This window comes from Caldicellulosiruptor kronotskyensis 2002, assembly GCF_000166775.1.
Classification (GTDB): domain Bacteria; phylum Bacillota; class Thermoanaerobacteria; order Caldicellulosiruptorales; family Caldicellulosiruptoraceae; genus Caldicellulosiruptor; species Caldicellulosiruptor kronotskyensis.
The window spans coordinates 1,669,292-1,692,010 of record NC_014720.1 but is presented as its reverse complement, the minus strand read 5'-3'; the positions used below and the strand labels follow the sequence as shown (position 1 = coordinate 1,692,010).

Here is a 22,719-nt window from a genome sequence, read left to right as displayed (position 1 = left end):
AGAAAAGCGAAATGACAAAAGGGCAGATAGAAGCAAAAATCAGCGAGGCAGTAAGCAAGTTCGAAATAGAATACATGGGCAGAGGACCAAAGCAGATAAAAACTATAATTACAGAGGACATTATTGTTGTGAGACTAATTGGTTTTTTAAGCCCTACAGAGAAAAAGCTTGCACAAACTAAGGAAGGCATTGAACTTATCAAAAAGGTGAGAGCAACTTTGTTTGAGAATGCAAAAGAGGATTTGGCAAACTTAATAAAACAGGTAATTGATGTTGATATTGCTGGCATTTACTCAGATGTGAACACAGTAAATGGTGAAAAAGTAATTGTAATAACTCTAAATGAGAACTTAGAAAAAAAATTGAGTAAGTAAAATTTGGCAGACCGAGCAAGGGGCCAATAAATTGGCCAGTTGCAAGGTAGGCCAATATTTGCAGGGCAAAAAAGCTTTGCGAATATTGGCCTTTTTTGATGCCCTGCAGAGGTGATAAATACAAATTAAGGAGGTATTTGTATTGTTTGCTGAAATTTATGAGGCAAACCTCCACAAGACTCAGGACTTAGCGTCAAAACTGTTTACAAGAAAAACATTTTTTATACTCATAGAGAAATTTTTTAAAGAATACTGTGAGACAAATCCATTTTTAACAGGCTTCTTTTATAAGTATTTTTGGGACGGAAGTTACATTGACCTGTGGGCCTTGCCACTTGTTTTGTTGGATGTATTTCGCCTAAACACCAAAACCCTTAACTTTTATATAAGGAAAGATAAAAATTTTCTCAAAGACTTAAAAATTGTGGTGCAATGTTTGGAGTATTATGTTGTGGAGTTTTTTAGAGAAAATGGAGAGTATTTCAGGCAAGACAAAGAGGTAATTGAAAACTACAGATATCTTTTAAAACTTTTGATTGAGAAGATTGAGTTTATTGAGAGTAACTGAAAAATTTTCTTGATAGGGGGTATATATTGCGATGATCAAGCTTCTAAACTTAAAGGTAAAAGATGAAGTGTATGAAATTTTAAGCAGCTGCAAGGGAATAATTATGCCAGAAAAGAGACTTGATTTTATAGATTTATCCCTTGGTGGAAAAGATAATATGGTGTTTGAGGTGAAATATGAGGTAGAAGGTAAGGGTGAAGTAGTTGAGGCCATAGTTACAAGATGCAAAAATGGCATTGTTGTAAATTATCCTGATGTGTACATGAGAAGAAGAGACCCAGATAGTTTAATTATTGGTGATGATGGGGAAACTGACAAACAACGATATAAAGACATTTATGGAGACAATTTTGAAACAGTGAGGAAAGAAACATTTGAATGGCTTAAAAAACAAGAATTAGTAGTATATGGATTTTATGCTGGAGGAAAGGAACATGGATATCCTGCTCTTGTAATAGCTCCGCTCAATGCTGCATTTTTTGGATTTGCGCTTGCTGATATCCAGGGATTTATTCCAAAAAGCGAATTTGAAAAGATCGATGTTTTTGAACCAAAAGCAGTGATATATGTAGCTCCACCATTTAGACACACACATTTTAACGGAAAACAAGTGGTTGTGCACAATAGGTTGAATGGCGTCCATGAAATATTTTCATATAACTTGTACCCAGGACCAAGTGCTAAAAAGGGAGTATATGGTGTGCTTTTGAACATCGGTGAAATGGAAGGCTGGGTTGCTGCACATGCTTCGACAGTCAGGATTGTTACGCCATATGACAACGTGATAACAATCATGCACGAGGGAGCAAGTGGTGGCGGAAAGAGTGAAATGTGCCAGCAGATGCATAGAGAAAAAGACAATAGAGTTTTGCTTGGAGAAAATATTATAACCAAAGAAAGAATTTACCTTGAGATAAAAGAATCTTGCGAGATACATCCCGTGACAGACGATATAGCACTTGTTCATCCCAGCCTTCAAAAGGGTTCAAAAATGGTTGTAAAAGACGCAGAACAAGGTTGGTTTGTAAGACTTGATAATATTCCACATTACGGTACAGACCCACAGCTTGAAAGGCTTTGCATTCATCCACCCGAGCCGTTAATATTCTTAAATTTAGAGGGTGTGCCTGGTTCAACCTGTCTTATATGGGAACACACAATGGATGAGCCAGGAAAACCTTGCCCTAATCCAAGGGTTATTTTGCCTCGCAGGTTTATTCCGAACATTGTGGATGAGCCTGTTGAGGTTGACATACGAAGCTTTGGAGTGAGAACACCACCTTGCACTAAACAAAAGCCGACTTACGGTATTATAGGGATGTTTCACCTTTTACCACCTGCATTGGCATGGCTGTGGAGGCTTGTTAGCCCCCGCGGCCATGCAAATCCAAGCATAACACAGGCAGAAGCATTGAGTTCTGAAGGAGTTGGTTCTTACTGGCCATTTGCGACAGGACTTATGGTAAAGCAAGCAAATCTTTTGCTTGAACAGATTTTACAGTTTACAAAAACTCAGTATATTCTCATTCCAAACCAGCACATAGGTGCATACAAGGTTGGTTTTATGCCACAATGGATAACAAGAGAGTATTTAGCTAAAAGAGGCAATGTAAAATTAAGACCTGACCAGCTAAAGCCTGCAAAGTTGCCGCTTTTGGGATGGGCACTTGAATACATGAAAGTTGAAGGAACTTATATACCAAAGTTTTTACTCCAGGTTGACCTTCAGCAAGAGGTTGGAGAAGAAGGTTATATGGAGGGTGCAAAGATTTTGACAGAGTTTTTCAAAAAAGAGATTATAAAATTCAAAACATTGGATTTACATCCCCTTGGAAGAAGAATTATAGAATGCTGCTTGGATGATGGAAGCCTGGATGACTATGTATCTTTGATAAAATAGACAAAACAATGCCTCCCTGCAAAAAATATTTTGTAGGGAGGTCATTTATTGTTTTTTGAAGAGTTTGTGGTAAACTATATTTGGAAAGGAGAGATGAAAAGAGAGATGCATCGTAGCACTTTTAGTTTTCCCATAAAGAAAATTGGAATTATTGGTGGCGGACAGCTGGGTAAGATGCTTGCGCAAAAGGCAAAACAGATGGGCTTTTATGTCATCTCTTTAGATCCCAGCCCTGAGTGTCCTGCAGCTTCGGTTTCTGATGAGCTGATTGTAAGTGATTTTTACAACCCTGAAAAGTTAAAAGAACTTGTTGAAAAAAGCGATATCACCACTTATGAGATAGAACATATCAACACAGCAGTGTTAAAAGATCTTTATGATAAGGGATACCACATTTACCCATCGCCTTATTGTTTGGAAGTCATTCAAGACAAATACAAACAAAAGCAAATGTTCAAAAGTGCAAACCTTCCCGTACCAAGGTTTGAAAAGGTAACTCATTTGGATGTATCTTTTTTTGAGAAGTTTGGTTTTCCGTGTGTCCAAAAGGCTTCAAAAGGCGGCTATGATGGAAGAGGAGTTGTTGTAATAAATGACAAAGAGGATTTAAATAAAGTACTTGAGACAGAATCTTTTGTAGAGGAGTTAGTTGACATAAAAAAGGAATTGGCAGTGATGGTTGCCAGGAACAAAAGAGGAGATGTGAAAAGCTATCCTGTAGTTGAGATGATTTTTGAACAGTCAGCAAACATTCTTGATTTTTTAGTTGCACCGGCAAGGATTGACGAAAAGATAGCGCAAAGAGCAAAAGAAGTAGCAATCAAAGTGGTTGAAGTGCTGGATGGTGTTGGTGTGTTTGGAGTTGAGTTGTTTTTGACAAAGGATGACGAAATTTTGATAAATGAAGTTGCTCCAAGACCACATAACTCTGGACATTATACAATAGAAGCATGCGTGACAAGTCAGTTTGAACAGCATATAAGAGCAATCTGTGACCTGCCGCTTGGGTCTACAAAGCAACTTTCACCGGCTGTCATGATAAACCTCTTGGGCGAAAAAGATTATAAAGGAAGACCAAAGATAGAGGGCTTGGCAGAAAGTTTGTCTATAGAAGGAGTTTCGTTTCATTTCTATGGTAAGAAGATGACAGCACCTTTTAGAAAAATGGGGCATGTGACAATACTTGATGACGACTTGGAAGTAGCAATTGAAAAAGCAAAGAGAGTTAAAGAAGTGCTCAAAATTAAAGCGGAGGTGTAATTTTAATGAAAAAACCACTTGTTGGAATTATTATGGGGAGCGATTCTGACCTTCCTGTGATGAAAGAGGCAGCAAAAGTTCTTGAAAATTTTGAAATAGAGTATGAGATAACAATTGTTTCTGCTCACAGAACTCCTGAGAGGATGTTCAAATATGCAAAAGAGGCAGAAGTACGGGGTATAGAAGTTATTATTGCTGGGGCTGGCGGCGCTGCACACCTACCTGGCATGGTTGCTTCAATTTCATCTTTGCCGGTTATTGGCGTTCCAGTAAAAACTTCTTCTTTAAATGGTCTGGATTCTCTTTTGTCGATTGTGCAGATGCCGGCAGGAGTGCCTGTTGCCACTGTTGCAATTAATAATGCTAAAAATGCCGGAATTTTAGCAGTTCAAATCCTGAGTATAAAGTATCCCCATATCAGACAAAAGGTAATTGAATATAAAGAAAAAATGAGATCAGAAGTAGAAGAAAAAGCTAAAAACTTAGAAGGCGTTGGGTATGAAGAATATCTTAAAAGGAGGCAGGAGGGATGATAAAAAATCATCCTGAAAATTATGTAGCCAACAAAAGACGTTATATTTACATATTGTTAGGACTCATTATTAATTTATGCCTTGGTTCTGTATACTCATGGAGTGTGTTTAGAAAACCGCTAGAGCAATTATTTAAACTAAGTGCAACTGAAAGTAGTTTGCCATACATGTTTTTTCTTGTATTCTATGCTATTTTGATGCCACTTGCTGGAAGGTTTTTAGATAAGTTTGGACCAAGGATGGTATCAATAGTTGGAGGAATTTTGGTTAGTATTGGTTGGATTTTGGCAGGTTTTTCTAATGGTTTGATAAATCTGATTCTGGGATATGGAATTATTGCTGGAACTGGCGTGGGAATTGTGTATGGAGTGCCAATTGCAGTTTCGGCGAAGTGGTTTGAAGACAAAAGGGGATTTGCAGTGGGATTGACTGTCTTAGGATTTGGAATGTCACCTCTTATTACAGCGCCTATTGCAAGAAAACTTATAGAAGTATATGGCCCTCAATTAACATTTAGAATTTTAGGAGTAGTTTTTTTGGTTGTAATTATTTTGTTATCAATACCCTTAAAGTTTCCAGCTAAAAAAGAAAAAAGTGAAGTAGAATTTAAGAACAAAAAAGATGAGATTTCTTACTCTACCTCTGAGATGGTAAAAACAAAAACCTTCTGGGCTCTTTGGTTCTGTTTTGTTATAGGGACACTGAGCGGACTGATGGCGATTGGAATATCAAGTCCTGTTGGGCAGGAGATAATAAAGTTATCAGCTGAAACTGCTGCTTTGTCAGTTTCTATATTTGCTATATTTAACGGGATTGGTCGGCCATTTTTTGGATGGCTTGTTGATAAAATTACACCGAGGTTTGCGGCAATATTTAATTTTTCTTTAATGTTTTTGGCCTCGATGGGTATGCTTTTTGCAAAAGAAAAAATGACTCTTTTATATATGATAACTTTTAGTTTGTTGTGGTTGAGCTTAGGTGGATGGCTCTCAATCGCACCAACTGCAACTGCAAAGTTTTTTGGAACAATTCACTATAGTAAAAATTATGGTATTCTATTTACAGGATACGGGGTAGGAGCTGTTTTAGGAAATTTAATGTCTGGAAAAATAAGAGATATTTTTGGGAGTTATATATTTAATTTCTATATAACAGCCATATTATCAATAATTGGAATCATAATTATTCTTTTTTACTTAAAACCAACCAGAAAATATGAATAAAAAATCCATCCTCATTGAGCTAAAATTTCAATCACAAGAAGAAAAGCACCGCAATGAGGATGGTAAACAACAAAATTGAAAAAGTTAGGCAATTTTTATTCTTGAAACAAGTTTAATACCTGCAACAGTCATAGCAGTTGCCAGCAACAAAATTATTGCTATAAGCATATTTTTTATTTTGTTGTAATTAAGTAGTTATGAATATTCTGTTCACCATTTAAAAAAAACATTAAAAAAAACTATTGACATAAAAATTACCATGTATTATAATTTTAATAACCAAGTATACAGATAGAAATTTATAAGTTTAAAGCTGAAAATTTACCTCTGCTCTTTAGCTTTTTGAGCAGAGGTAAAAAAATAACCCGAATTCATAGTATTTCGATATTAATAGTTAATATTAGGGAGGTACATAAATGGAAATAAAAAGATATTATAAAGTAATTGCCTTCTTTATATTGCCAATTGCTTTGTTATTTCTCCTTTCAGGATGCTATGCAAGAAAAAAAGACAAAAATCTAAAGGTAAGAATTGCATTTTTCCCGAACATAACTCATGCCCAAGCATTGGTAGGGAAAGAGCTTGGTATTTTCCAAAAGAGAATAGGCAAGGATGTAAAAGTTGAATATAAGGTTTTCAATGCAGGTCCGGCCGAGATAGAAGCGTTTTTAGCAGATGAGGTTGACATAGGCTATATTGGACCTATACCAGCGATAAATGGATTTGCAAAGACAAATGGAGAAATAAAGATTATTGCAGGAGCTACAAACGGAGGAATGATGCTGATTTCAGGGCAGGATTTGAATATAAAGAATTTAGATGACTTAAAAGGCAAGAAAATTGCAGTTCCTCAATATGGGAATACCCAAGATATTGTATTAAGGTTTTTGCTAAGCAAAGCTGGGCTAAAAGATACTACCAAAGGTGGAGATGTTGAGATTATTCAAGCTGAAAATCCAGACATTAAAACTTTGCTTGATAGAAACCAGATAGATGCTGCGTTGGTTCCTGAGCCTTGGGGAACAAGGTTGAAAAAAGAAGTAAATAGCAATGTTGTGCTTGACAGTAGCCAAATAAGGCAATACATAGATATTCCTACAACAGTAATTATTACTACCACAAAGTTTTTAAAAGATCATTCTGATATTGTAGAAAAATTTCTCATAGCGCATCTTGAGGTAACAGACTTTATTGAAAAAAATCCTGAAAAATCATATGAAATAATAAATAACCAAATTTCTGAGATAACTTCTAAGCCGCTGCCGGCAGACATCCTAAAAGATTCCTTCAAAAATATCAAACTTTCAAGCGAAATACAAAGAGAATCCTTAGAAAAAGCCATTGAGTCATATTTTGAGTTGGGATACTTAAGAGAAAAGCCAAATATAGAAGAGTTAGTAAACACAGAAATTTTAGATAGAATCAAAAACAAAGAGGTGTACTAAAAATGGCACTGGTAATTGAAAATGTAAGCAAGAGATTTCAATCAAAAAACAAAGAAATAACTGTTTTGGAAAAAATAAATTTAGAAGTACAAAAAAGGGAATTTATATGCATTCTTGGTCCCTCTGGGTGTGGCAAATCTACACTTTTGAATATAATAGCTGGGCTTGAAAAACCCACTGAGGGGAAGGTTTTTTTAAACGGCAGAGAAGTCTTGTCACCCGGGCCAGACAGAGTTGTAATGTTCCAAGAGTCAGCTTTATTTCCATGGCTAAAAGTAATTGACAATGTTGAATTTGGTATGAAAATACGAGGTGTGCCCAAAAAAGAGAGACATGAAAGGGCGCTTAAATACTTAAAGATGGTTCACCTGACTAAGTTTAAAGACGTTTATGTTCACCAATTATCAGGTGGAATGAAACAAAGAGTTGCCTTGGCAAGAGCTTTGACACTTGATTCTGAAGTTTTGCTCATGGATGAGCCTTTTGCGGCGCTTGATAGCCAAACTAAAAATATATTGTTACTTGAACTTCAGCGAATTTGGTGGGAAACAAAAAAGACAATTATATTTGTCACACATAACGTAGAAGAAGCAGTGCTTTTAGCAGACAAAGTGGTGGTTATGTCTTCAAACCCGGGAAAAATCAAAAAAGTTTTTGAAATAAAACTTGCAAGACCGCGACTTCTTGATAATCCTGACATAGTCTATATGATATCTGCTATTATGAAAGAGTTAAAAGATGAGGTGGAAAAGATTGCAAAAGCAGAATACGATAGCGATTGGAGTTTTGAAAAGGACACTGTTTTATATAGCTCTGATAGCAGCTTGGGAATTGGTCTATAGAATTTTTGTTGAGCTTTTTAAGATATGGAAACCTTATGTGTTTCCATCTCCTGTATCAGTAGCAGAAACTTTTATAAGACTTCTGGATAACAATGTTTTGTTCATAGCAATCTGGGCAACAACTAAAAGAATGGTTATAGGTTATTTGATTTCTCTTCTTGCGGGAATTATTCTTGGACTTTCAATAGTAAAGTTCGGATTTTTAGATAGAAATTTAAGACCACTTATTCTTGGTTTTCAAACATTGCCAAGCGTCTGCTGGCTACCATTTGCCATACTATGGTATGGCCTTTCAGAAAAAGCCATTATATTTGTAACTGCAATTGGTTCTCTATTTTCTATAACACTTGCAGTAGAGTCAGGCATTAAAAATGTCAATCCACTTTATATAAAAGCAGCAAAGACGATGGGTGCAAAAGGTATAACACTTTACTTAAATGTAATAATCCCCGCAAGCCTTCCATACGTTATCTCAGGCATGAAGCAAGGATGGTCATTTGCATTCAGAGCACTAATGGCAGGTGAGATGCTTTTTGCTACGAAAGGTTTGGGACAAGTACTCATGGTTGGAAGAGATCTTGCAGATATGAGTCAAGTCATTAGCGTGATGATAGTAACAATTGTATTTGGGCTTGTGATAGAAAAGGCAATTTTTGGTCCCTTAGAAAATCAAATAAGACTTAGATGGGGCCTTAAAAATACATGAAAAATTCCTGAGGGAGGTAGAAAAGAATGAAAATCAAAGCAAATGGAAATGAAGTACAAATTGAAAGAGAGATGACAATCTTTGAATTGTTAGATGTTTTGGATGTCTCAATGAAAGAATATGTAACAGTGCAAATTAACGGCCAAATTATCCCCAGAAGTGAATATGATAAGGTTACAGTAAAAGATGGCGATGAGGTTGAGTTTTTATATTTCATGGGAGGTGGACAATTATGAAGTTAACAGATACCCAACTTGAAAGATACTCAAGACATATCATCATGAACGAGGTTGGTGTAAAAGGACAGCAAAAACTTTTGGAATCTAAGGTTTTGATCATTGGGACTGGGGGACTTGGCTGTCCTGCTGCAATGTTTTTGGCAGCTGCCGGTGTTGGAACAATCGGGCTTGTCGATTTTGACGCAGTTGAGCTTTCCAATCTTCAAAGACAAATAATACACTTTACACCTGATATAGGCAAGCCAAAGGTGTTTTCTGCAAAGGAAAAGATAAACCAAATGAATCCTGATGTGGAGGTAGTAACTTATCGTGAAATGGTAAATTCAAGCAATATTATAGACATCATCAAAGATAGAGATTATGATTTTATAATCGACGGCACAGACAACTTTCCAGCTAAATTTTTGATAAACGATGCCTGTGTAATACTAAAAAAACCATTTTCACATGCAGGTATCATAAGATTTGATGGGCAAACCATGACTTATGTGCCAGAGAAAGGGCCGTGCTTTAGATGTATCTTTCAAAACCCACCACCACCTGATGCAGTTCCAACTTGCAGACAGGCAGGAGTTTTAGGTGTGATGGGTGGAATAATTGGGACAATCCAGGCAACAGAAGCAATTAAATATTTGCTTGGAATTGGTGACCTGCTAACAGGATATATCTTAATTTACAACGCTTTGAAGATGGAATTTAGAAAAATAAAGATAAACAAGAGAGAAAGCTGTGAGGTATGTGGTAAAAATCCAACAATAAAAGAATTAATCGACTATGAACAGCCTCAGTGTGATTTAAAAGGTTAAGGATAAGAGTACCAAAAGTGAATACCAAAAACAGGAGGGATAAATTAGAATTGATAATATTGCCAAAAACATTATATGAGGAGATGTTAAATCATTGTTTGAATTCCTTGCCTATGGAGGCGTGTGGACTTCTGGGTGGAGTTATTGAGGATGAAAAGAGAATTGTCAAGAAAGTTTACTTGCTTACCAATGTAGACCAAAGTCCAGAACATTTTTCAATGGATCCACTTGAACAGTTTGCAGCTGTAAAAGATATGAGAAAAAATGGCTGGGTATTACTTGGCAATTTTCATAGCCATCCAACCACACCCGCAAGGCCATCTGAAGAGGACAAAAGACTTGCTTTTGATAAGAGTTTGAGCTATCTCATATTATCACTCATGGACGAAAAAAATCCTGTTCTGAAATCATTTAGGATATATGAAAGTTATGTAGAAGAGGAAGAAATCCAAATCATTTAAAAAGATTAGGGGGTAATCTGAGGTGAAAGAAATAAATTACAGTGAGCTAAAAAAAGGGGGGTTTATGCGACAGGTCCAAAAAGGTTATTTTTCTATGAGGCTAAGAGTAGTTGGCGGAAGACTAAGTGCCGAACAATTAAAAAAAATATACGAGGTTGCAAACAAATATGGTAGAGGATATGTACACCTGACTGCACGACAGGGAGTAGAAATACCATTTATCAGACTGGAGGATATAGAGGCAGTTAAAAAGGAGTTATCAGAAGCGGGCATTGAGCCTGGTGCATGCGGACCAAGAGTAAGGACAATTACTGCTTGCCAAGGCAGTAGCATTTGCCCAAACGGAATTATAGACACAACAGAGCTTGCAAACGAGTGTGACAAGAGATATTATGCCCAGGAACTTCCACACAAATTTAAAATCGGAATAACAGGTTGTGGTAATAATTGCCTTAAAGCTGAAGAAAATGATTTAGGTATAAAAGGAGCAGTAAAACCTGAGTGGGAAAAGAGCAGCTGCACATTTTGTGGACTTTGCCAGGCTGTATGTCCGACTAAAGCAATACAAATAGATGAGAAAAACAAGAAGATTACAATAGATAGAGACAAGTGTACCTATTGCGGAAGGTGTGTAAAGTCGTGCCCCACAAATTCATGGAAAGGCAAGCCAGGCTATCTTCTCTATTTTGGTGGTATGTTTGGAAACAACATAGCGCTTGGAAAACAAATTTTGCCAATACTATTTTCAAAAGAGGATGTTCACAAGGTCATTCAAGCTACACTTGAATTTTACAAAAAATATGGCAAGCAAGGCGAAAGATTCAGAAATACCTTAGAGAGAGTGGGATGGGATATATTTAAAAAAGAGTTGGAAAAAGCAATAGAAAATGAAAGGAGTGATTTTGATGAGTGATATCAAGGCTGATGTTTTTCTGGACATTACTAATCTTGTGTGTCCTATGACATTTGTAAAAGCAAAAGCCACAATGGAGGATATGGAGGTAGGGCAAATCATAGAGATAAGAATGAACGAGGGTGAGCCCATTCAAAATGTCCCAAGAAGCTTAAAAGAAGAAGGACATGAGATTTTGAAGGTGATAAATAACAATGATGGGACATATACAATATTTGTAAAAAAGGGTGGGCAGTAATGAGGTTTAATACTTCTTTAATTCATGGAGGTATTGGTCAAAAAGAAAATAAGGGGGCAACTAACGTTCCGATATACCAATGTAATTCTTTCCAATATGAAACTGCACGTGAGTTGGAAGAGGTTTTTTCTGGCAAAAAGCCAGGCTTTATATATACAAGGATTAACAATCCCACAGTTGAAGCGTTTGAAAGAAGAATAGCATTTTTAGAAGAAGGCATTGCTACTGTTGCCACATCATCTGGCATGGCAGCCGTTGCCTTAGCAATATTGAATTTGGTAAAAAGTGGAGATGAAATTGTATCAGCAAGCGGGATTTTTGGTGGCACATATTCATTGTTCAGATCATTTGAAAACCTTGGTATTAAGACAAGATTTGCAGAAGATAGCAGCATTGAGAGCTTTGAAAAGCATATAACAGAGAAAACTAAAGTAATTTTTGTAGAAACAATAGGAAATCCAAAACTGGATGTGCCAAATATCAAACAAATAGCTGAGCTTGCACATGAGCATGGCATTGCACTTATTGTTGATAGCACTGTCACAACACCGTATCTTGTAAAACCCATAAAACTTGGTGCTGATGTAGTTGTTCACTCAACATCAAAGTTTATTAATGGAAGCGGCAGCTGTATTGGCGGAATTGTAGTTGCAAGTAGCAACATGAAAATTGATTATGATAGGTACCCGTTGCTAAGGGAATACAAAAAATATGGAGAATTTGCGTACATTGCACGACTTCGAAATAGCCTACTTAAAGATTTTGGCGCCTGTATATCGCCTTTTAATGCATTTTTAAATACAATCGGGCTTGAAACCCTCGGTGTTCGTATGCAAAAGATTTGCGAGAATGCTCTTTGCCTTGCCAAAGCCCTAAAAGAAAATAAGAAGGTTGTTTCAGTAAATTACCCTGGGCTTGAGGAAAGTAGTTACTTTAGAGTTGCAACAGAACAGTTTGGAGGCAAATATGGAGCAATTTTGACAATACGGGTTGGAACAAAGGAGAATGCCTTTAAAGTGATAGATTCATTGCGATATGTCATAAATTCAACCAATATAGGAGATGTAAGGACACTTGTTGTACATCCAGCTTCAACTATATATGCAAGCTTTTCTGTTGAAGAAAAAGAATCTATGGGTGTTTATGAAGATATGATAAGAATATGTGTTGGCCTTGAGGATGTAGAAGACATAATAGAAGATTTTTACCAGGCACTTGAAAAGATTTAAAATGGCATGTTTCCCAAAACTAAAGAAGGGTGATAAAGTAAGATGAACTTTGAAGTGAAGATGCTAAAAACTGACATACTCATAATTGGTGGTGGAACAGCTGGGTGTTTTGCTGCCATAGCAATTGCTGAAAAAGCGCCAAACGTGAGTGTTTTAATTGCAGAAAAGGCAAACATTAAGCGAAGCGGATGCCTTGCTGCAGGTGTCAATGCTCTGAATGCCTATATCACAGAAGGAGAAACTCCAGAGACGTACTTGCAGTATGTCAAGGAGGATTACGAAAATATCGTAAGAGAAGATTTGGTATACACTATGGCCTTAAGATTAAATGAGGTTACAAAGAAGATTGAAGATATGGGGCTTGTCATCTTAAAAGATTCAAATGGAAAATATTTAGCAAGAGGTAAAAGAAACATAAAAATAAATGGCGAAAATATAAAACCAATTTTAGCAAAAGCAGTTGAGAGTAAAAGTAATATCAAAGTGCTAAATCATGTAAATATCATTGATTACATCGTCAAAGACAGTAAAGTAATAGGGGCATATGGATTCTCTATAAATAGCAATGTTTTCTACATTATCATCGCCAAAGCAGTGATCTGTGCAACAGGTGGTGCTGCAGGGCTCTACAGGCCTAACAACCCTGGATTTTCAAGACACAAGATGTGGTATCCACCTTTTAATGTAGGTTCAGGATATGCAATGGGAATCAGAGCAGGTTGCGAGATGACAAGTTACGAAGTTAGATTTATAGCTCTTCGCTGTAAGGATACTTTAGCGCCAACAGGAACAATAGTTCAAGAGGTAAAAGCTGAGTTTATCAATTCAAAAGGTGAGTACTATGAAAAAAGATATGGAAGACCTACCACATACAACAGAGTATTTTCAACGGTTGAGGAAATGAAAGCAGGCCGAGGTCCGTGTTATTTAAAAACAGTAGGGATTTCAAAAGAGGACGAACAGAAGCTAATAAAAGCATATCTTCACATGGCACCATCACAGACACTTAAGTGGATCAACAGTGGCAAAGGGCCGTCGGTTGAGAATGTCGAAATTGAAGGCTCAGAACCATACATCGTTGGTGGTCATTCAGCAAGTGGTTATTGGGTAGATACAGAAAGACAAACAACTTTGAGAGGCTTATTTGCAGCAGGGGATGTTGTTGGAGGATGTCCTCACAAGTATGTCACAGGCTGCTTCGCAGAGGCTGAAATAGCTGCAAATTCTGCGCTAAAGTATATAAAAGACAAAGAGTTTGAAACCTTAGATATATCCTCAATAGAACAAACACTCTATGAGGTTCACAGATTTTTTACAAATACTTCTCCTTTGTACACCACAGAAGAATTAGAAGAAGCTATGCAAAAAGTAATGGATGTTTATGCTGGTGGGATTTCGGCAGGTTATGCGTACAATCTAAAAGGGTTACAAATTGCCAAAGAAAGAATAGAAGAACTTTTTACACTTGCCCAAAGATTAAGAGCCGAAGATACTTACCAGCTTATGAAAATTTATGAGCTTATTGATAGACTCTATGTTTGCAAAGTTTTGCTACATCATTTAGAAGCAAGGAAAGAAACAAGATGGAGAGCATTCCAAGAATTTGTTGATTATCCTTATAAGGACGATGAGAACTTTTTGAAGTATGTGAATTCCCGATTTGAAGATGGCCAAGTCAAGATAATCTTTAGAAGCTTAGTAAAAAAGGATGAGGTATATGAGCATAAGGATTGACAGACAAAGATGTATTGGATGTGGAAAATGTGCTGAAATTTGTCCAGGCAATTTAATTGTGATAGATGAAGATAAGAAAGCATTTATCAGAGACCCGCGTGATTGCTGGGGCTGTGCTGCGTGTGTAAAAGAGTGTAAATTTTCTGCAATCAGATATTTTTTAGGTGCAGAAATTGGGGGAAATGGAACAACTATGTATGTAGAAAAAGAAAATGATGAGATTATGTACTGGTACTTTGAAAAACCCAGCGGCGAAAAAGAAATGATTGTACAGAATCTCAAAGATAACACCACATATTAGGAGGGAAGAATAAAATGGATCACTTAGATAGATTGGAAGCAGAAAGCATATACATTTTGAGAGAGGCTTATAGCAAATTTAGCAAGATAGCAATGCTCTGGTCAATAGGAAAAGATTCGACAGTGCTTTTGTGGCTCACTAAAAAAGCGTTTTTCGGACATTGCCCATTCCCACTGATTCATATAGATACAACCTACAAAATTCCGGAAATGATAAAGTACAGAGATAAATTGGCTAAAGAATACAACCTTGATTTAATTGTCCACATAAATGAAGAAGCACTAAAACAAGGGATGGGTCCTGAAAAGGGAAGGCTTGTTTGCTGCAAAGCACTAAAGACAGATGCGCTTCAGCAGGTGATTAATAAATACAAGTTTGAAGCTTTGATACTTGGCATCAGAAGGGATGAAGAGGGTTCAAGGTCTAAAGAGAGGTTCTTCAGTCTTAGAAATGAGGATTCTGAATGGGACTATACAAATCAACCACCTGAGTTTTGGAACCAGTTTAATACAGATTTTCCTAAAGGAAGCCATGTAAGAGTTCATCCTTTGCTTAGCTGGACAGAAATTGATATTTGGATGTACATCAAACGTGAAAACATCCCAGTTATTGATTTGTACTTTGCCAAAAATGGGAAAAGATACAGAAGCCTTGGTTGTGCACCGTGCACATTCCCTGTTGAGTCAAATGCAACAACAATTGATGAGATAATTGAAGAGCTAAAAAACACCAAGGTAAACGAAAGAGCAGGACGAGCTCAAGACCAAGAAGATGCGTATGCAATGCAAAAACTGAGAAAAGAAGGATACATGTAATGCTATGTACAAGGAGGTATTTGAAGTTATGACAGCAAGAGAATTGCTCAAGATTGTAGTAGTAGGTCATGTTGACCATGGTAAATCAACAATAATTGGAAGACTTTTGTATGATACTAAATCTGTCCCAGAGACTGCAATAGAAAGAGTAAAGAGAATAAGCAAAGAAAAGGGCAGACCTTTTGAATATGCTTATCTTTTAGATGCGTTAGAAGAAGAACAAAAACAAGGAATTACAATTGATACAACCCAGATAAAATTTTCAACACCAAAAAGAGACTATTTAATTATAGATGCTCCGGGGCACAAGGAATTTCTCAAAAACATGGTTTCAGGTGCTGCAAATGCAGAGGCAGCACTTCTTGTTATTGACGCTGCTGAAGGTGTACAGGAACAGTCAAAAAGACATGCATATATTCTATCACTTTTGGGAATACAAAAAGTGTATGTTGTAGTCAATAAAATGGACATGATAGACTTTTCGGAAGAAAAGTTCAAAGAAATCAAATACGAAATCTCAACCTTTTTGAACAAGCTCAACGTATATCCTCAAAAGTACATTCCAGTATCAGGTTTTTTAGGAGATAACATAACAAGAAAGTCTGATAAAATGCCATGGTACAAGGGTGAGACTCTACTTCAGGCTTTGGACCTTTTTGAGAAAGACAAAGAATTGGAAGATAGACTCTTAAGATTTCCTATACAGGATGTGTATAAATTTGACCACAGGAGGATAATTGCTGGCAGACTTGAATCTGGAAGGCTAAAAGTGGGAGATGAAATAAAAATCCTGCCAGAAGGAAAGGTTAGTAAAGTCAAATCGATTGAATTTTGGCCAGAAAATAATAAAAAGGATGAAGTAGTAGCAGGAATGTCTATTGGAATTACTATTGAAGATGAGTTCTTTAACAAAAGAGGAGAAGTTATTGTTCGCAAAAACGATAATACTTTATATGTTTCAGATACATTCAGAGCAAATTTGTTTTGGCTTGGAAAAAGAAATCTTGAGAAGAATAAAACATATAAACTAAAGCTTGTTACACAAGAGACAGAATGTGAAATTGTTTCTATAGACAAAGTTATAGATGCGACAACTCTTGAGACAGTAGAAAATGCTCTTGAGGTTCGAACAAACGATGTTGCAGAAGTGACTATAAAAACTAAGGAAAAGATTTGCTTTGATGAATTTAAAGTAAATCCTACAACAGGTAGGTTTGTTTTAGTAGACGAGTATGATGTCTCTGGCGGTGGCATCATATCAGGCTTAGCTAACCTAAAAGAAGAGGCAACTAAATTTGTAAAAGATGACAAAGAGATGATAGTTCATTGCTTTGATGAATATTATTATTCATTGTCTGAAGGTCTTATTAGAAAACATCCTAAGTACAAAAGAACATTTAAAGTAGGAGATGCTGTTCCTATTGAGGGTGAAACTTATTCTTACCCTGAAAGTTTTGATGTCATTGATATAAATTGTAAACTTGTTGCAAAAATTAGAAAAGGCCAATTAAGCGACTTAGTAAATATTGATCAGTATATTTACAGTGAACTTCCAATAATAACAGCAGATGGATTTTACTTGAAAGTGAACTCAATTGATGAATTTGAGGATTTTAAGAATGAATTAGTTCAATTACAAAAGAACGATAACTTTCTTTTAGCCATGTTTGCTAACAAGTGGTACGATATATCTGCAAATAGAAGTTTCAAATTTACAGTCTGAAGTTATTATTTGCATTATTTTGAAACTTACAAAAATTAAATATTCAAAAAAATGAAACTTTGCAGAATTAAAAAATTATTCTGTCCAGCCCTCAAGAGAATTGTACAAAGATTTGCAAGCATGATAAAATTTCTCTTGAGGGCAATTTATCATAAAGAACAATATATATCAAATATTTCGTATGAGCATTTGTATAGTTCAAAAACCTTCGGAGATGATGTTTTGTGTTATGGGTCGTTGGAATCAATCACAAAGTAGAAGTTGATATCAGACAAAAATTCTCTTTGATAAAAACCAAGTTGCAAGAAAAGCTAATTAGCTTAAAAAAATTAGCAAATGAAGTCATAATTCTCAATACCTGCAACAGAACAGAAATCTACTTCTTTTCAGAAGAGTATGTCGACATAGAAAAAATATTCACTGAACTTGACTGGGATAAAAGATATGTGCATTTATTTTATATTTACAAAGACAAAGATTGCATAAAACACCTATTTGAGGTTGTATGTGGCTTTGATTCTCTTTTAATTGGTGAAGATCAAATCGTTGCTCAGGTAAAAGAAGCAAAAGAGATTTCAAAGCTGGTGGGCGGTAAAAATCCAGTCCTTGAAAGGCTTTTTGAAGTTGCCTTAAAATGTTCAAAGGAATTTCGAACAAAAGCAAGGTTAAACGAGCATCCCATCACCATCGCATCAGTTGTTGGAAAGGTTTTGAAAGAATCAAATATCAGAAAAATTGCTATCATTGGACTGGGAAATATTGGAATTTTATTTTGCAACTACTTTAAAAATTCAGATGTCGACAAAGTGTTTTTGATAGGACGAAAAAATGAAAAAATTGACCAATTCGTTAAGCTAAATCCTGAAAAGTTTAGGTATTATGATAAAAAGGAGGCAATCTTAGAAGCCCAATGTCTAATATGTTCAACATCTGCTCCACATTCAGTTGTCCACAAAGATGATATACCAGAGGGAAAAAATCTGCTCATATTTGACCTTGCTGTGCCAAGAGATGTGGATGTTGAGGTGTATGAACTTCCGAACGTTAAAGTGATTGATATTGACCAAGTCCATAAGATGGATACCATTAACAAAGAACTTAGAATTTCAAAGATGCAAGAGAATCACCATATAATTGACAAATATGTTGCTGAATTTATTGATTGGCTTGAGTTTAGGCAATATAAAAGCTTGATTGAGGATATGAAAAAACATGCAGAGCTGCTGTGTAAAATGCAAGTGAAGAAGCTAAAGGATTTTAACAACGAAGAGAGAGAAAAAATTGAAGAACTTTTGCTAAGGATTGCAAATTTATATATTGATAGGGCAGTTGAAGTTTTGAAAGAGGCACACAAAGAAGGAAGTGGTGAAATTTGTTCAAATCTGGTGAGGAGAATATTCTTGAAGTAGATTCAGGCTTTGAAAATCTTATGCATATTGGACTTGTAGCAAATAACATTAAGGTGGGGGTTATAGGTGCAGGAAAAGCTTCTTTTATAAAAACCAAAACATTTCTAAAAGCTGGCTGCGAGGTTGAAGTTTTGTCGCCAAGGTTTGATATAGGCTTCAGAGAGTTGAAAAGTGGATATCTAAAACTCAAAAGAGGGAAATTTCGCAAAAGTTTTTTAAAGGATAAGCACATAGTTGTAATTGGGGTGTCAAACAGAAAGCTTGAAAAAAGAATTATCTGGCACTGCAAAAGACTAAATAAACTATATCTGGTGTGTTCAGATTATAATCTTGGAAACTTGAGACTTGGTGCCCAAGAAAGAAGTGATGAATTTGTTTTTAGCTTGTCAATAAATAGGGGAAATCCGAAACTTTCGAAATATCTTACACAGAAAGTTCTCAATTTTCTTCAAAGTTTTACCATGTTCTGCAAATGGGCAACTGATTTGAGAGAAAAATTAAAGCATCATCCACAAAAAGACCAGATATTAGAATTTGTCTGTTCTGATGACTTTTATTATTTTTTCAAAAAAGGGTATGCAAATAAGATTATAGAATTGTTTTACGAAGATGTTTTAAATTTTGAGGTGACAAGATGAAAAAGTTAAGAATTGGCGCAAGGGACAGCAAGCTTAGCAGAATTCAAGTTGATATTGTAGCAAGAAAAATCAAGCAAACCTTAGGTATTGAATGTGAATTTGTTCCTATAAAGACAAAAGGAGATATTGATAAAACAAAAAGCTTAAAAGATTTTAAAAGCCCCGGTGTATTTGTAAAGGAGATTGAACTTGCACTTTTCTCAAGGGAAATAGACTTAGCTGTCCACAGCCTAAAGGACCTGCCTTGTGAAATGGATAGTAATTTTGATATTGTTGCAGTTGTCGAAAGAGAGGACTCCAGAGATGTGCTTGTGTCAAAAGATGGTGTGGGATTCTACCAGCTAAAACCAAACGCAAAAATTGGAACAAGTAGTTTAAGAAGAGAGGTACATTTAAAAAATTTAAGAGAAGATATACAGGTTGTTAATATAAGAGGAAATATAGAAACGCGACTTTCAAAGATTGAGTCAGAAGGGCTTGATGGAGTTGTGCTTGCTTATGCTGCATTAAAACGATTAAACTTAGATTCTCGTGTGAGTTATATTTTTGATGTAAATGAGATTACACCTTGCCCCGGTCAGGGAGCAATATGCATTGAATGCCTTAAGGATAGTCCTTATAAAAACATCTTGAATAAAATAAACGATACTGATGCATATATCCAAACCCAATTTGAAAGACTTGTTTTGAAGTTTTTGGGAGGAGGGTGTCATTCGTCGATTGGCGTTTTTTGTAAAACAGACCAGGACAAAATTTATGCATTTGCTTCCCTTTTAAGAGGTGATAAATTAGTAAAAGCAAGTATTGAGGGTGACAAAGCTGACTTTTTGTCTCTTGCAAATAAGCTAAGTAATATGCTCAAAAGTTAGCTTTTTGTTACCATATGAAATTAGATTGCCCAAGAAGGAGTTGTGTATATTGAAAGTTGGAAAAGTATATATTGTTGGTGCCGGTCCGTACATGGAGGACTTGATAACAGTAAAGGGTCTGAATGCTATAAAAACTGCTGATGTAATAATTTACGACAGGTTAATAAACAAAAATTTGTTGAAGCTTGCAAAAGATGATGCAATTTATATCTACTGTGGTAAAGAACCAAAAAAACATGTACTTTCTCAGGACAGAATTATAAACTTAATGATAGAATATGCAAAAAAAGGTTTTAATGTTGTTCGGCTAAAAGGTGGAGACCCATATATATTTGGAAGGGGAGCAGAAGAGGCAGAAAAACTATTTGAAAATAACATACCTTTTGAAATTATTCCTGGTGTTAGTTCATTTTACTCTGCTTTAACCTTTGCGGGTATTCCAATCACGTATAGAAAACTTGCACGTGAATTTCATGTGTTTACTGGGCACACGTGCAACGATGAAGAGCTGAATTGGAACATAATTTCTAAACTTGATGGCACTTTAATATTTCTCATGTCTGCCGAAAATGTTGAAAGTATCTCACAAAAACTGATTTTACACGGCAAACAACCTAAAACCCTTACTGCAGCAGTAATTAATGCAACAACTGGTCGGCAAAAAGTAATTAGCGGGCATTTAGAAGACTTTGCAACTGGAAAGTTTAAAAATCAAATTACATCGCCGATGGTATTTGTAATAGGTGAAGTCATAAAATTTAGGAATAAGCTTTCTTTTTATGAGAGTTTACCTTTATTTGGTAAAAGAATTTGTATCACACGTCCAAAAAGTGTCTCAAGGAATATAAAAAGTTTGCTATTCAGTCTTGGTGCGGACGTTGTTGATGGTTGCTGTTCAAAACTAGTTCTACATAGGGAGGAGATTGATAAAATTATAAACTCTTTGCCTGAATACAATATATTGGTATTTACAAGCGTAAATGGTGTTGATAGTTTTTTTGACTACTTGATTGAAAAAAATATAGATGTGAGAAATATAAAAGGTGACTTTGCTGCAATAGGCAAAAAAACTGCACTTTCACTCCAAAAGAGAGGATTTAAGGTAAAATATATTCCAGATGAACATTCATCAGATGGCTTGATCAAGATTTTCGAAAATGAAATTGATAAAAGCAAAAAGATATTGACTGTGCAGTCAAAAAATGCAGGAGATTACTTCAAAAATTCCCTTGAAAGCCTGGGATTTGAGGTTGATACCATCTTTGCATATTCAATGGAATTTACTAAAAACCCAAATGATGCAGTTTACGATTCAGACATATTTGTATTCACAAGCTCAGGAATGTTTAGACACTTTATAGAATGCTATGGGGTTGAAATGCTTTCTAATAAAATAGTTATTTCAATTGGTGAGCATACCCAAAAGACATTGGAAAGTTTCGGTATTAAAAGTATCATTAGTAATGAGGTAACTGATGAGGGAATAGTAAATAAGATTTTAGAGGTGGTCAAAAATGGAGTTTAAAAGATTAAGAAGGTTAAGACAGACAAAAGCTTTAAGAGAACTTTTTTATGAAACAAGACTTTACAGCAAAGAGTTTATTTTTCCACTATTTATTGATGATGGTAAAAACGTGTTTGAAAGAATGCCGCAATTAGATGGCATTGTGAAGGTATCTGTTGACAGACTATATGAAATTTTGGATGAAATCAAGAAAGCTGACATTGGCGGTGTAATTTTGTTTGGTGTGACTTCACAGAAAGATGAGATGGGCAGTTATGCTACCAAGGATGATGGGGCAGTCCAGCAGGCAATAAGGAAAATAAAAGAATATTCTGAAGATATATTAGTGTTTGCAGATGTGTGCCTTTGTGAGTACACATCTCATGGACATTGCGGTATTTTGCAAGGCAATAAAATAGACAATGATAAGACAATAGAAGTTTTAAGTGAAATAGCACTGTCCTATGCAAAAGCAGGGGCAGATATAATTTGTCCATCTGATATGATGGACGGAAGGGTTGCTGCTATCCGTGAGAAACTTGACAGTCACGGATTTGTTTATACTCCCATTATACCATACAGTGCAAAGTTTGCATCCTCACTTTATGCGCCATTTAGAGATGTAGCAAACTCACGGCCTGCTTTTGGCGACAGAAAAAGTTATCAAATGCCATACCAAAACAAAAGAGAAGCTCTGCGAGAGATAGAAGCTGATATTTTAGAAGGCGCCGATGCTGTAATTATAAAACCTGCCTTGACATCACTTGATGTAATTTTTGTGGCAAAAGAGAAATTCAATATTCCTATTATAGCTTATAATGTTAGCGGCGAGTATGCCATGGTAAAAAGTGCTGGCAAGCTTGGTTTTTTGAATGAAAAAGAGATAATGATTGAAATATTGACTGCAATAAAGAGAGCAGGTGCTGATGCGATTATAACGTACCATGCTTTAGAGGCTGCAAAGATATTAAATCGAAAGGAGCTGTAAG

Annotated in this window: 24 protein-coding genes; all 24 read left to right on the top strand. The window is 35.8% G+C overall.

Going from position 1 to position 22,719, the window contains the following annotated elements; translation table 11 throughout:
- Nucleotides 1-11 precede the first annotated feature (11 nt).
- The 24 genes from CALKRO_RS07700 to hemB all read left to right on the top strand — a co-directional run bounded on the left by CALKRO_RS07700 (nt 12) and on the right by hemB (nt 22,718).
- On the top strand, nt 12-374 hold the full coding sequence (locus CALKRO_RS07700; protein ID WP_013430477.1) for a DUF2294 domain-containing protein: 363 nt from the start codon (nt 12-14) through the stop codon (nt 372-374).
- Between the two features lie 142 nt (nt 375-516).
- Entirely contained in the window at nt 517-942 is a 426-nt protein-coding gene (locus CALKRO_RS07695; protein ID WP_013430476.1) for a hypothetical protein, read from the top strand.
- A gap of 31 nt (nt 943-973) precedes the next feature.
- Entirely contained in the window at nt 974-2,842 is a 1,869-nt protein-coding gene (locus tag CALKRO_RS07690; RefSeq protein ID WP_013430475.1) for a DUF4914 family protein, read from the top strand.
- A gap of 48 nt (nt 2,843-2,890) precedes the next feature.
- Nucleotides 2,891-4,102 (top strand): 5-(carboxyamino)imidazole ribonucleotide synthase, encoded by a 1,212-nt coding sequence (locus tag CALKRO_RS07685; protein ID WP_013430474.1) that lies wholly within the window; start codon nt 2,891-2,893, stop codon nt 4,100-4,102.
- Nucleotides 4,103-4,107: 5 nt separating this feature from the next.
- Nucleotides 4,108-4,635: a 5-(carboxyamino)imidazole ribonucleotide mutase gene (gene purE / locus CALKRO_RS07680; protein WP_013430473.1), complete on the top strand. Its 528-nt coding sequence runs from the start codon at nt 4,108-4,110 to the stop codon at nt 4,633-4,635.
- Nucleotides 4,632-5,858: an L-lactate MFS transporter gene (locus CALKRO_RS07675; protein WP_013430472.1), complete on the top strand. Its 1,227-nt coding sequence runs from the start codon at nt 4,632-4,634 to the stop codon at nt 5,856-5,858. Before purE ends, CALKRO_RS07675 begins: the two co-directional genes overlap by 4 nt.
- Nucleotides 5,859-6,274: 416 nt before the next feature.
- A complete protein-coding gene (locus CALKRO_RS07670) occupies nt 6,275-7,303 on the top strand; it encodes an aliphatic sulfonate ABC transporter substrate-binding protein (protein ID WP_013430471.1) in 1,029 nt (342 codons plus the stop codon).
- A 2-nt stretch (nt 7,304-7,305) separates the two neighbouring features.
- Nucleotides 7,306-8,145 carry an ABC transporter ATP-binding protein gene (locus CALKRO_RS07665; RefSeq protein WP_013430470.1) on the top strand — a complete coding sequence of 280 codons (840 nt, stop codon included), beginning with the start codon at nt 7,306-7,308 and terminating at the stop codon, nt 8,143-8,145.
- A complete protein-coding gene (locus tag CALKRO_RS07660) occupies nt 8,135-8,851 on the top strand; it encodes an ABC transporter permease (protein WP_041741647.1) in 717 nt (238 codons plus the stop codon). Before CALKRO_RS07665 ends, CALKRO_RS07660 begins: the two co-directional genes overlap by 11 nt.
- A gap of 26 nt (nt 8,852-8,877) precedes the next feature.
- Nucleotides 8,878-9,087, top strand: a complete 210-nt coding sequence (thiS, locus tag CALKRO_RS07655) for a sulfur carrier protein ThiS (RefSeq protein WP_013430468.1) — start codon at nt 8,878-8,880, stop codon at nt 9,085-9,087.
- On the top strand, nt 9,084-9,896 hold the full coding sequence (locus CALKRO_RS07650; RefSeq protein WP_013430467.1) for a HesA/MoeB/ThiF family protein: 813 nt from the start codon (nt 9,084-9,086) through the stop codon (nt 9,894-9,896). The genes thiS and CALKRO_RS07650 overlap by 4 nt, the downstream gene beginning before the upstream one ends.
- Before the next feature lie 50 nt (nt 9,897-9,946).
- Complete coding sequence (locus tag CALKRO_RS07645; protein ID WP_013430466.1) at nt 9,947-10,357, top strand: M67 family metallopeptidase; 411 nt, start codon at nt 9,947-9,949, stop codon at nt 10,355-10,357.
- Between the two features lie 22 nt (nt 10,358-10,379).
- Nucleotides 10,380-11,270 carry a 4Fe-4S binding protein gene (locus CALKRO_RS07640; protein WP_013430465.1) on the top strand — a complete coding sequence of 297 codons (891 nt, stop codon included), beginning with the start codon at nt 10,380-10,382 and terminating at the stop codon, nt 11,268-11,270.
- The gene (locus CALKRO_RS07635; RefSeq protein WP_013430464.1) at nt 11,263-11,508 is read left to right on the top strand and encodes a sulfurtransferase TusA family protein; all 246 of its coding nucleotides are present in this window, start codon (nt 11,263-11,265) and stop codon (nt 11,506-11,508) included. The genes CALKRO_RS07640 and CALKRO_RS07635 overlap by 8 nt, the downstream gene beginning before the upstream one ends.
- Nucleotides 11,508-12,737, top strand: coding sequence for an O-acetylhomoserine aminocarboxypropyltransferase/cysteine synthase family protein (locus CALKRO_RS07630; protein WP_013430463.1), 1,230 nt, complete (start codon nt 11,508-11,510; stop codon nt 12,735-12,737). The genes CALKRO_RS07635 and CALKRO_RS07630 overlap by 1 nt, the downstream gene beginning before the upstream one ends.
- Before the next feature lie 42 nt (nt 12,738-12,779).
- The gene (locus CALKRO_RS07625; RefSeq protein WP_013430462.1) at nt 12,780-14,471 is read left to right on the top strand and encodes an adenylyl-sulfate reductase subunit alpha; all 1,692 of its coding nucleotides are present in this window, start codon (nt 12,780-12,782) and stop codon (nt 14,469-14,471) included.
- The gene (locus CALKRO_RS07620; RefSeq protein ID WP_013430461.1) at nt 14,455-14,772 is read left to right on the top strand and encodes a 4Fe-4S dicluster domain-containing protein; all 318 of its coding nucleotides are present in this window, start codon (nt 14,455-14,457) and stop codon (nt 14,770-14,772) included. The genes CALKRO_RS07625 and CALKRO_RS07620 overlap by 17 nt, the downstream gene beginning before the upstream one ends.
- A 14-nt stretch (nt 14,773-14,786) precedes the next feature.
- Nucleotides 14,787-15,587, top strand: coding sequence for a sulfate adenylyltransferase subunit CysD (cysD, locus tag CALKRO_RS07615; RefSeq protein ID WP_013430460.1), 801 nt, complete (start codon nt 14,787-14,789; stop codon nt 15,585-15,587).
- Between the two features lie 28 nt (nt 15,588-15,615).
- Nucleotides 15,616-17,310, top strand: coding sequence for a sulfate adenylyltransferase subunit 1 (locus CALKRO_RS07610; RefSeq protein WP_013430459.1), 1,695 nt, complete (start codon nt 15,616-15,618; stop codon nt 17,308-17,310).
- 224 nt (nt 17,311-17,534) lie between these two features.
- Entirely contained in the window at nt 17,535-18,719 is a 1,185-nt protein-coding gene (gene hemA / locus CALKRO_RS07605; RefSeq protein WP_013430458.1) for a glutamyl-tRNA reductase, read from the top strand.
- A complete protein-coding gene (locus CALKRO_RS07600; RefSeq protein ID WP_013430457.1) occupies nt 18,683-19,357 on the top strand; it encodes an NAD(P)-dependent oxidoreductase in 675 nt (224 codons plus the stop codon). The genes hemA and CALKRO_RS07600 overlap by 37 nt, the downstream gene beginning before the upstream one ends.
- Entirely contained in the window at nt 19,354-20,226 is an 873-nt protein-coding gene (gene hemC, locus CALKRO_RS07595) for a hydroxymethylbilane synthase (RefSeq protein ID WP_013430456.1), read from the top strand. Before CALKRO_RS07600 ends, hemC begins: the two co-directional genes overlap by 4 nt.
- Before the next feature lie 49 nt (nt 20,227-20,275).
- Nucleotides 20,276-21,751 carry a uroporphyrinogen-III C-methyltransferase gene (cobA, locus tag CALKRO_RS07590; RefSeq protein ID WP_013430455.1) on the top strand — a complete coding sequence of 492 codons (1,476 nt, stop codon included), beginning with the start codon at nt 20,276-20,278 and terminating at the stop codon, nt 21,749-21,751.
- Complete coding sequence (hemB, locus tag CALKRO_RS07585) at nt 21,741-22,718, top strand: porphobilinogen synthase (protein ID WP_013430454.1); 978 nt, start codon at nt 21,741-21,743, stop codon at nt 22,716-22,718. Before cobA ends, hemB begins: the two co-directional genes overlap by 11 nt.
- Nucleotide 22,719: the final 1 nt, after the last annotated feature.

Bases quoted from the DNA above. Each gene is read 5' to 3' on its own strand.
- purE (WP_013430473.1), top strand. From the start codon at position 4,108: ATGAAAAAACCACTTGTTGGAATTATTATGGGGAGCGATTCTGACCTT.
- CALKRO_RS07700 (WP_013430477.1), top strand. From the start codon at position 12: ATGACAAAAGGGCAGATAGAAGCAAAAATCAGCGAGGCAGTAAGCAAG.
- cysD (WP_013430460.1), top strand. From the start codon at position 14,787: ATGGATCACTTAGATAGATTGGAAGCAGAAAGCATATACATTTTGAGA.
- CALKRO_RS07690 (WP_013430475.1), top strand. From the start codon at position 974: ATGATCAAGCTTCTAAACTTAAAGGTAAAAGATGAAGTGTATGAAATT.
- hemC (WP_013430456.1), top strand. From the start codon at position 19,354: ATGAAAAAGTTAAGAATTGGCGCAAGGGACAGCAAGCTTAGCAGAATT.
- CALKRO_RS07635 (WP_013430464.1), top strand. From the start codon at position 11,263: ATGAGTGATATCAAGGCTGATGTTTTTCTGGACATTACTAATCTTGTG.
- CALKRO_RS07675 (WP_013430472.1), top strand. From the start codon at position 4,632: ATGATAAAAAATCATCCTGAAAATTATGTAGCCAACAAAAGACGTTAT.
- CALKRO_RS07625 (WP_013430462.1), top strand. From the start codon at position 12,780: ATGAACTTTGAAGTGAAGATGCTAAAAACTGACATACTCATAATTGGT.
- CALKRO_RS07630 (WP_013430463.1), top strand. From the start codon at position 11,508: ATGAGGTTTAATACTTCTTTAATTCATGGAGGTATTGGTCAAAAAGAA.
- CALKRO_RS07610 (WP_013430459.1), top strand. From the start codon at position 15,616: ATGACAGCAAGAGAATTGCTCAAGATTGTAGTAGTAGGTCATGTTGAC.
- thiS (WP_013430468.1), top strand. From the start codon at position 8,878: ATGAAAATCAAAGCAAATGGAAATGAAGTACAAATTGAAAGAGAGATG.
- CALKRO_RS07670 (WP_013430471.1), top strand. From the start codon at position 6,275: ATGGAAATAAAAAGATATTATAAAGTAATTGCCTTCTTTATATTGCCA.
- CALKRO_RS07620 (WP_013430461.1), top strand. From the start codon at position 14,455: ATGAGCATAAGGATTGACAGACAAAGATGTATTGGATGTGGAAAATGT.
- hemB (WP_013430454.1), top strand. From the start codon at position 21,741: ATGGAGTTTAAAAGATTAAGAAGGTTAAGACAGACAAAAGCTTTAAGA.
- CALKRO_RS07650 (WP_013430467.1), top strand. From the start codon at position 9,084: ATGAAGTTAACAGATACCCAACTTGAAAGATACTCAAGACATATCATC.
- CALKRO_RS07665 (WP_013430470.1), top strand. From the start codon at position 7,306: ATGGCACTGGTAATTGAAAATGTAAGCAAGAGATTTCAATCAAAAAAC.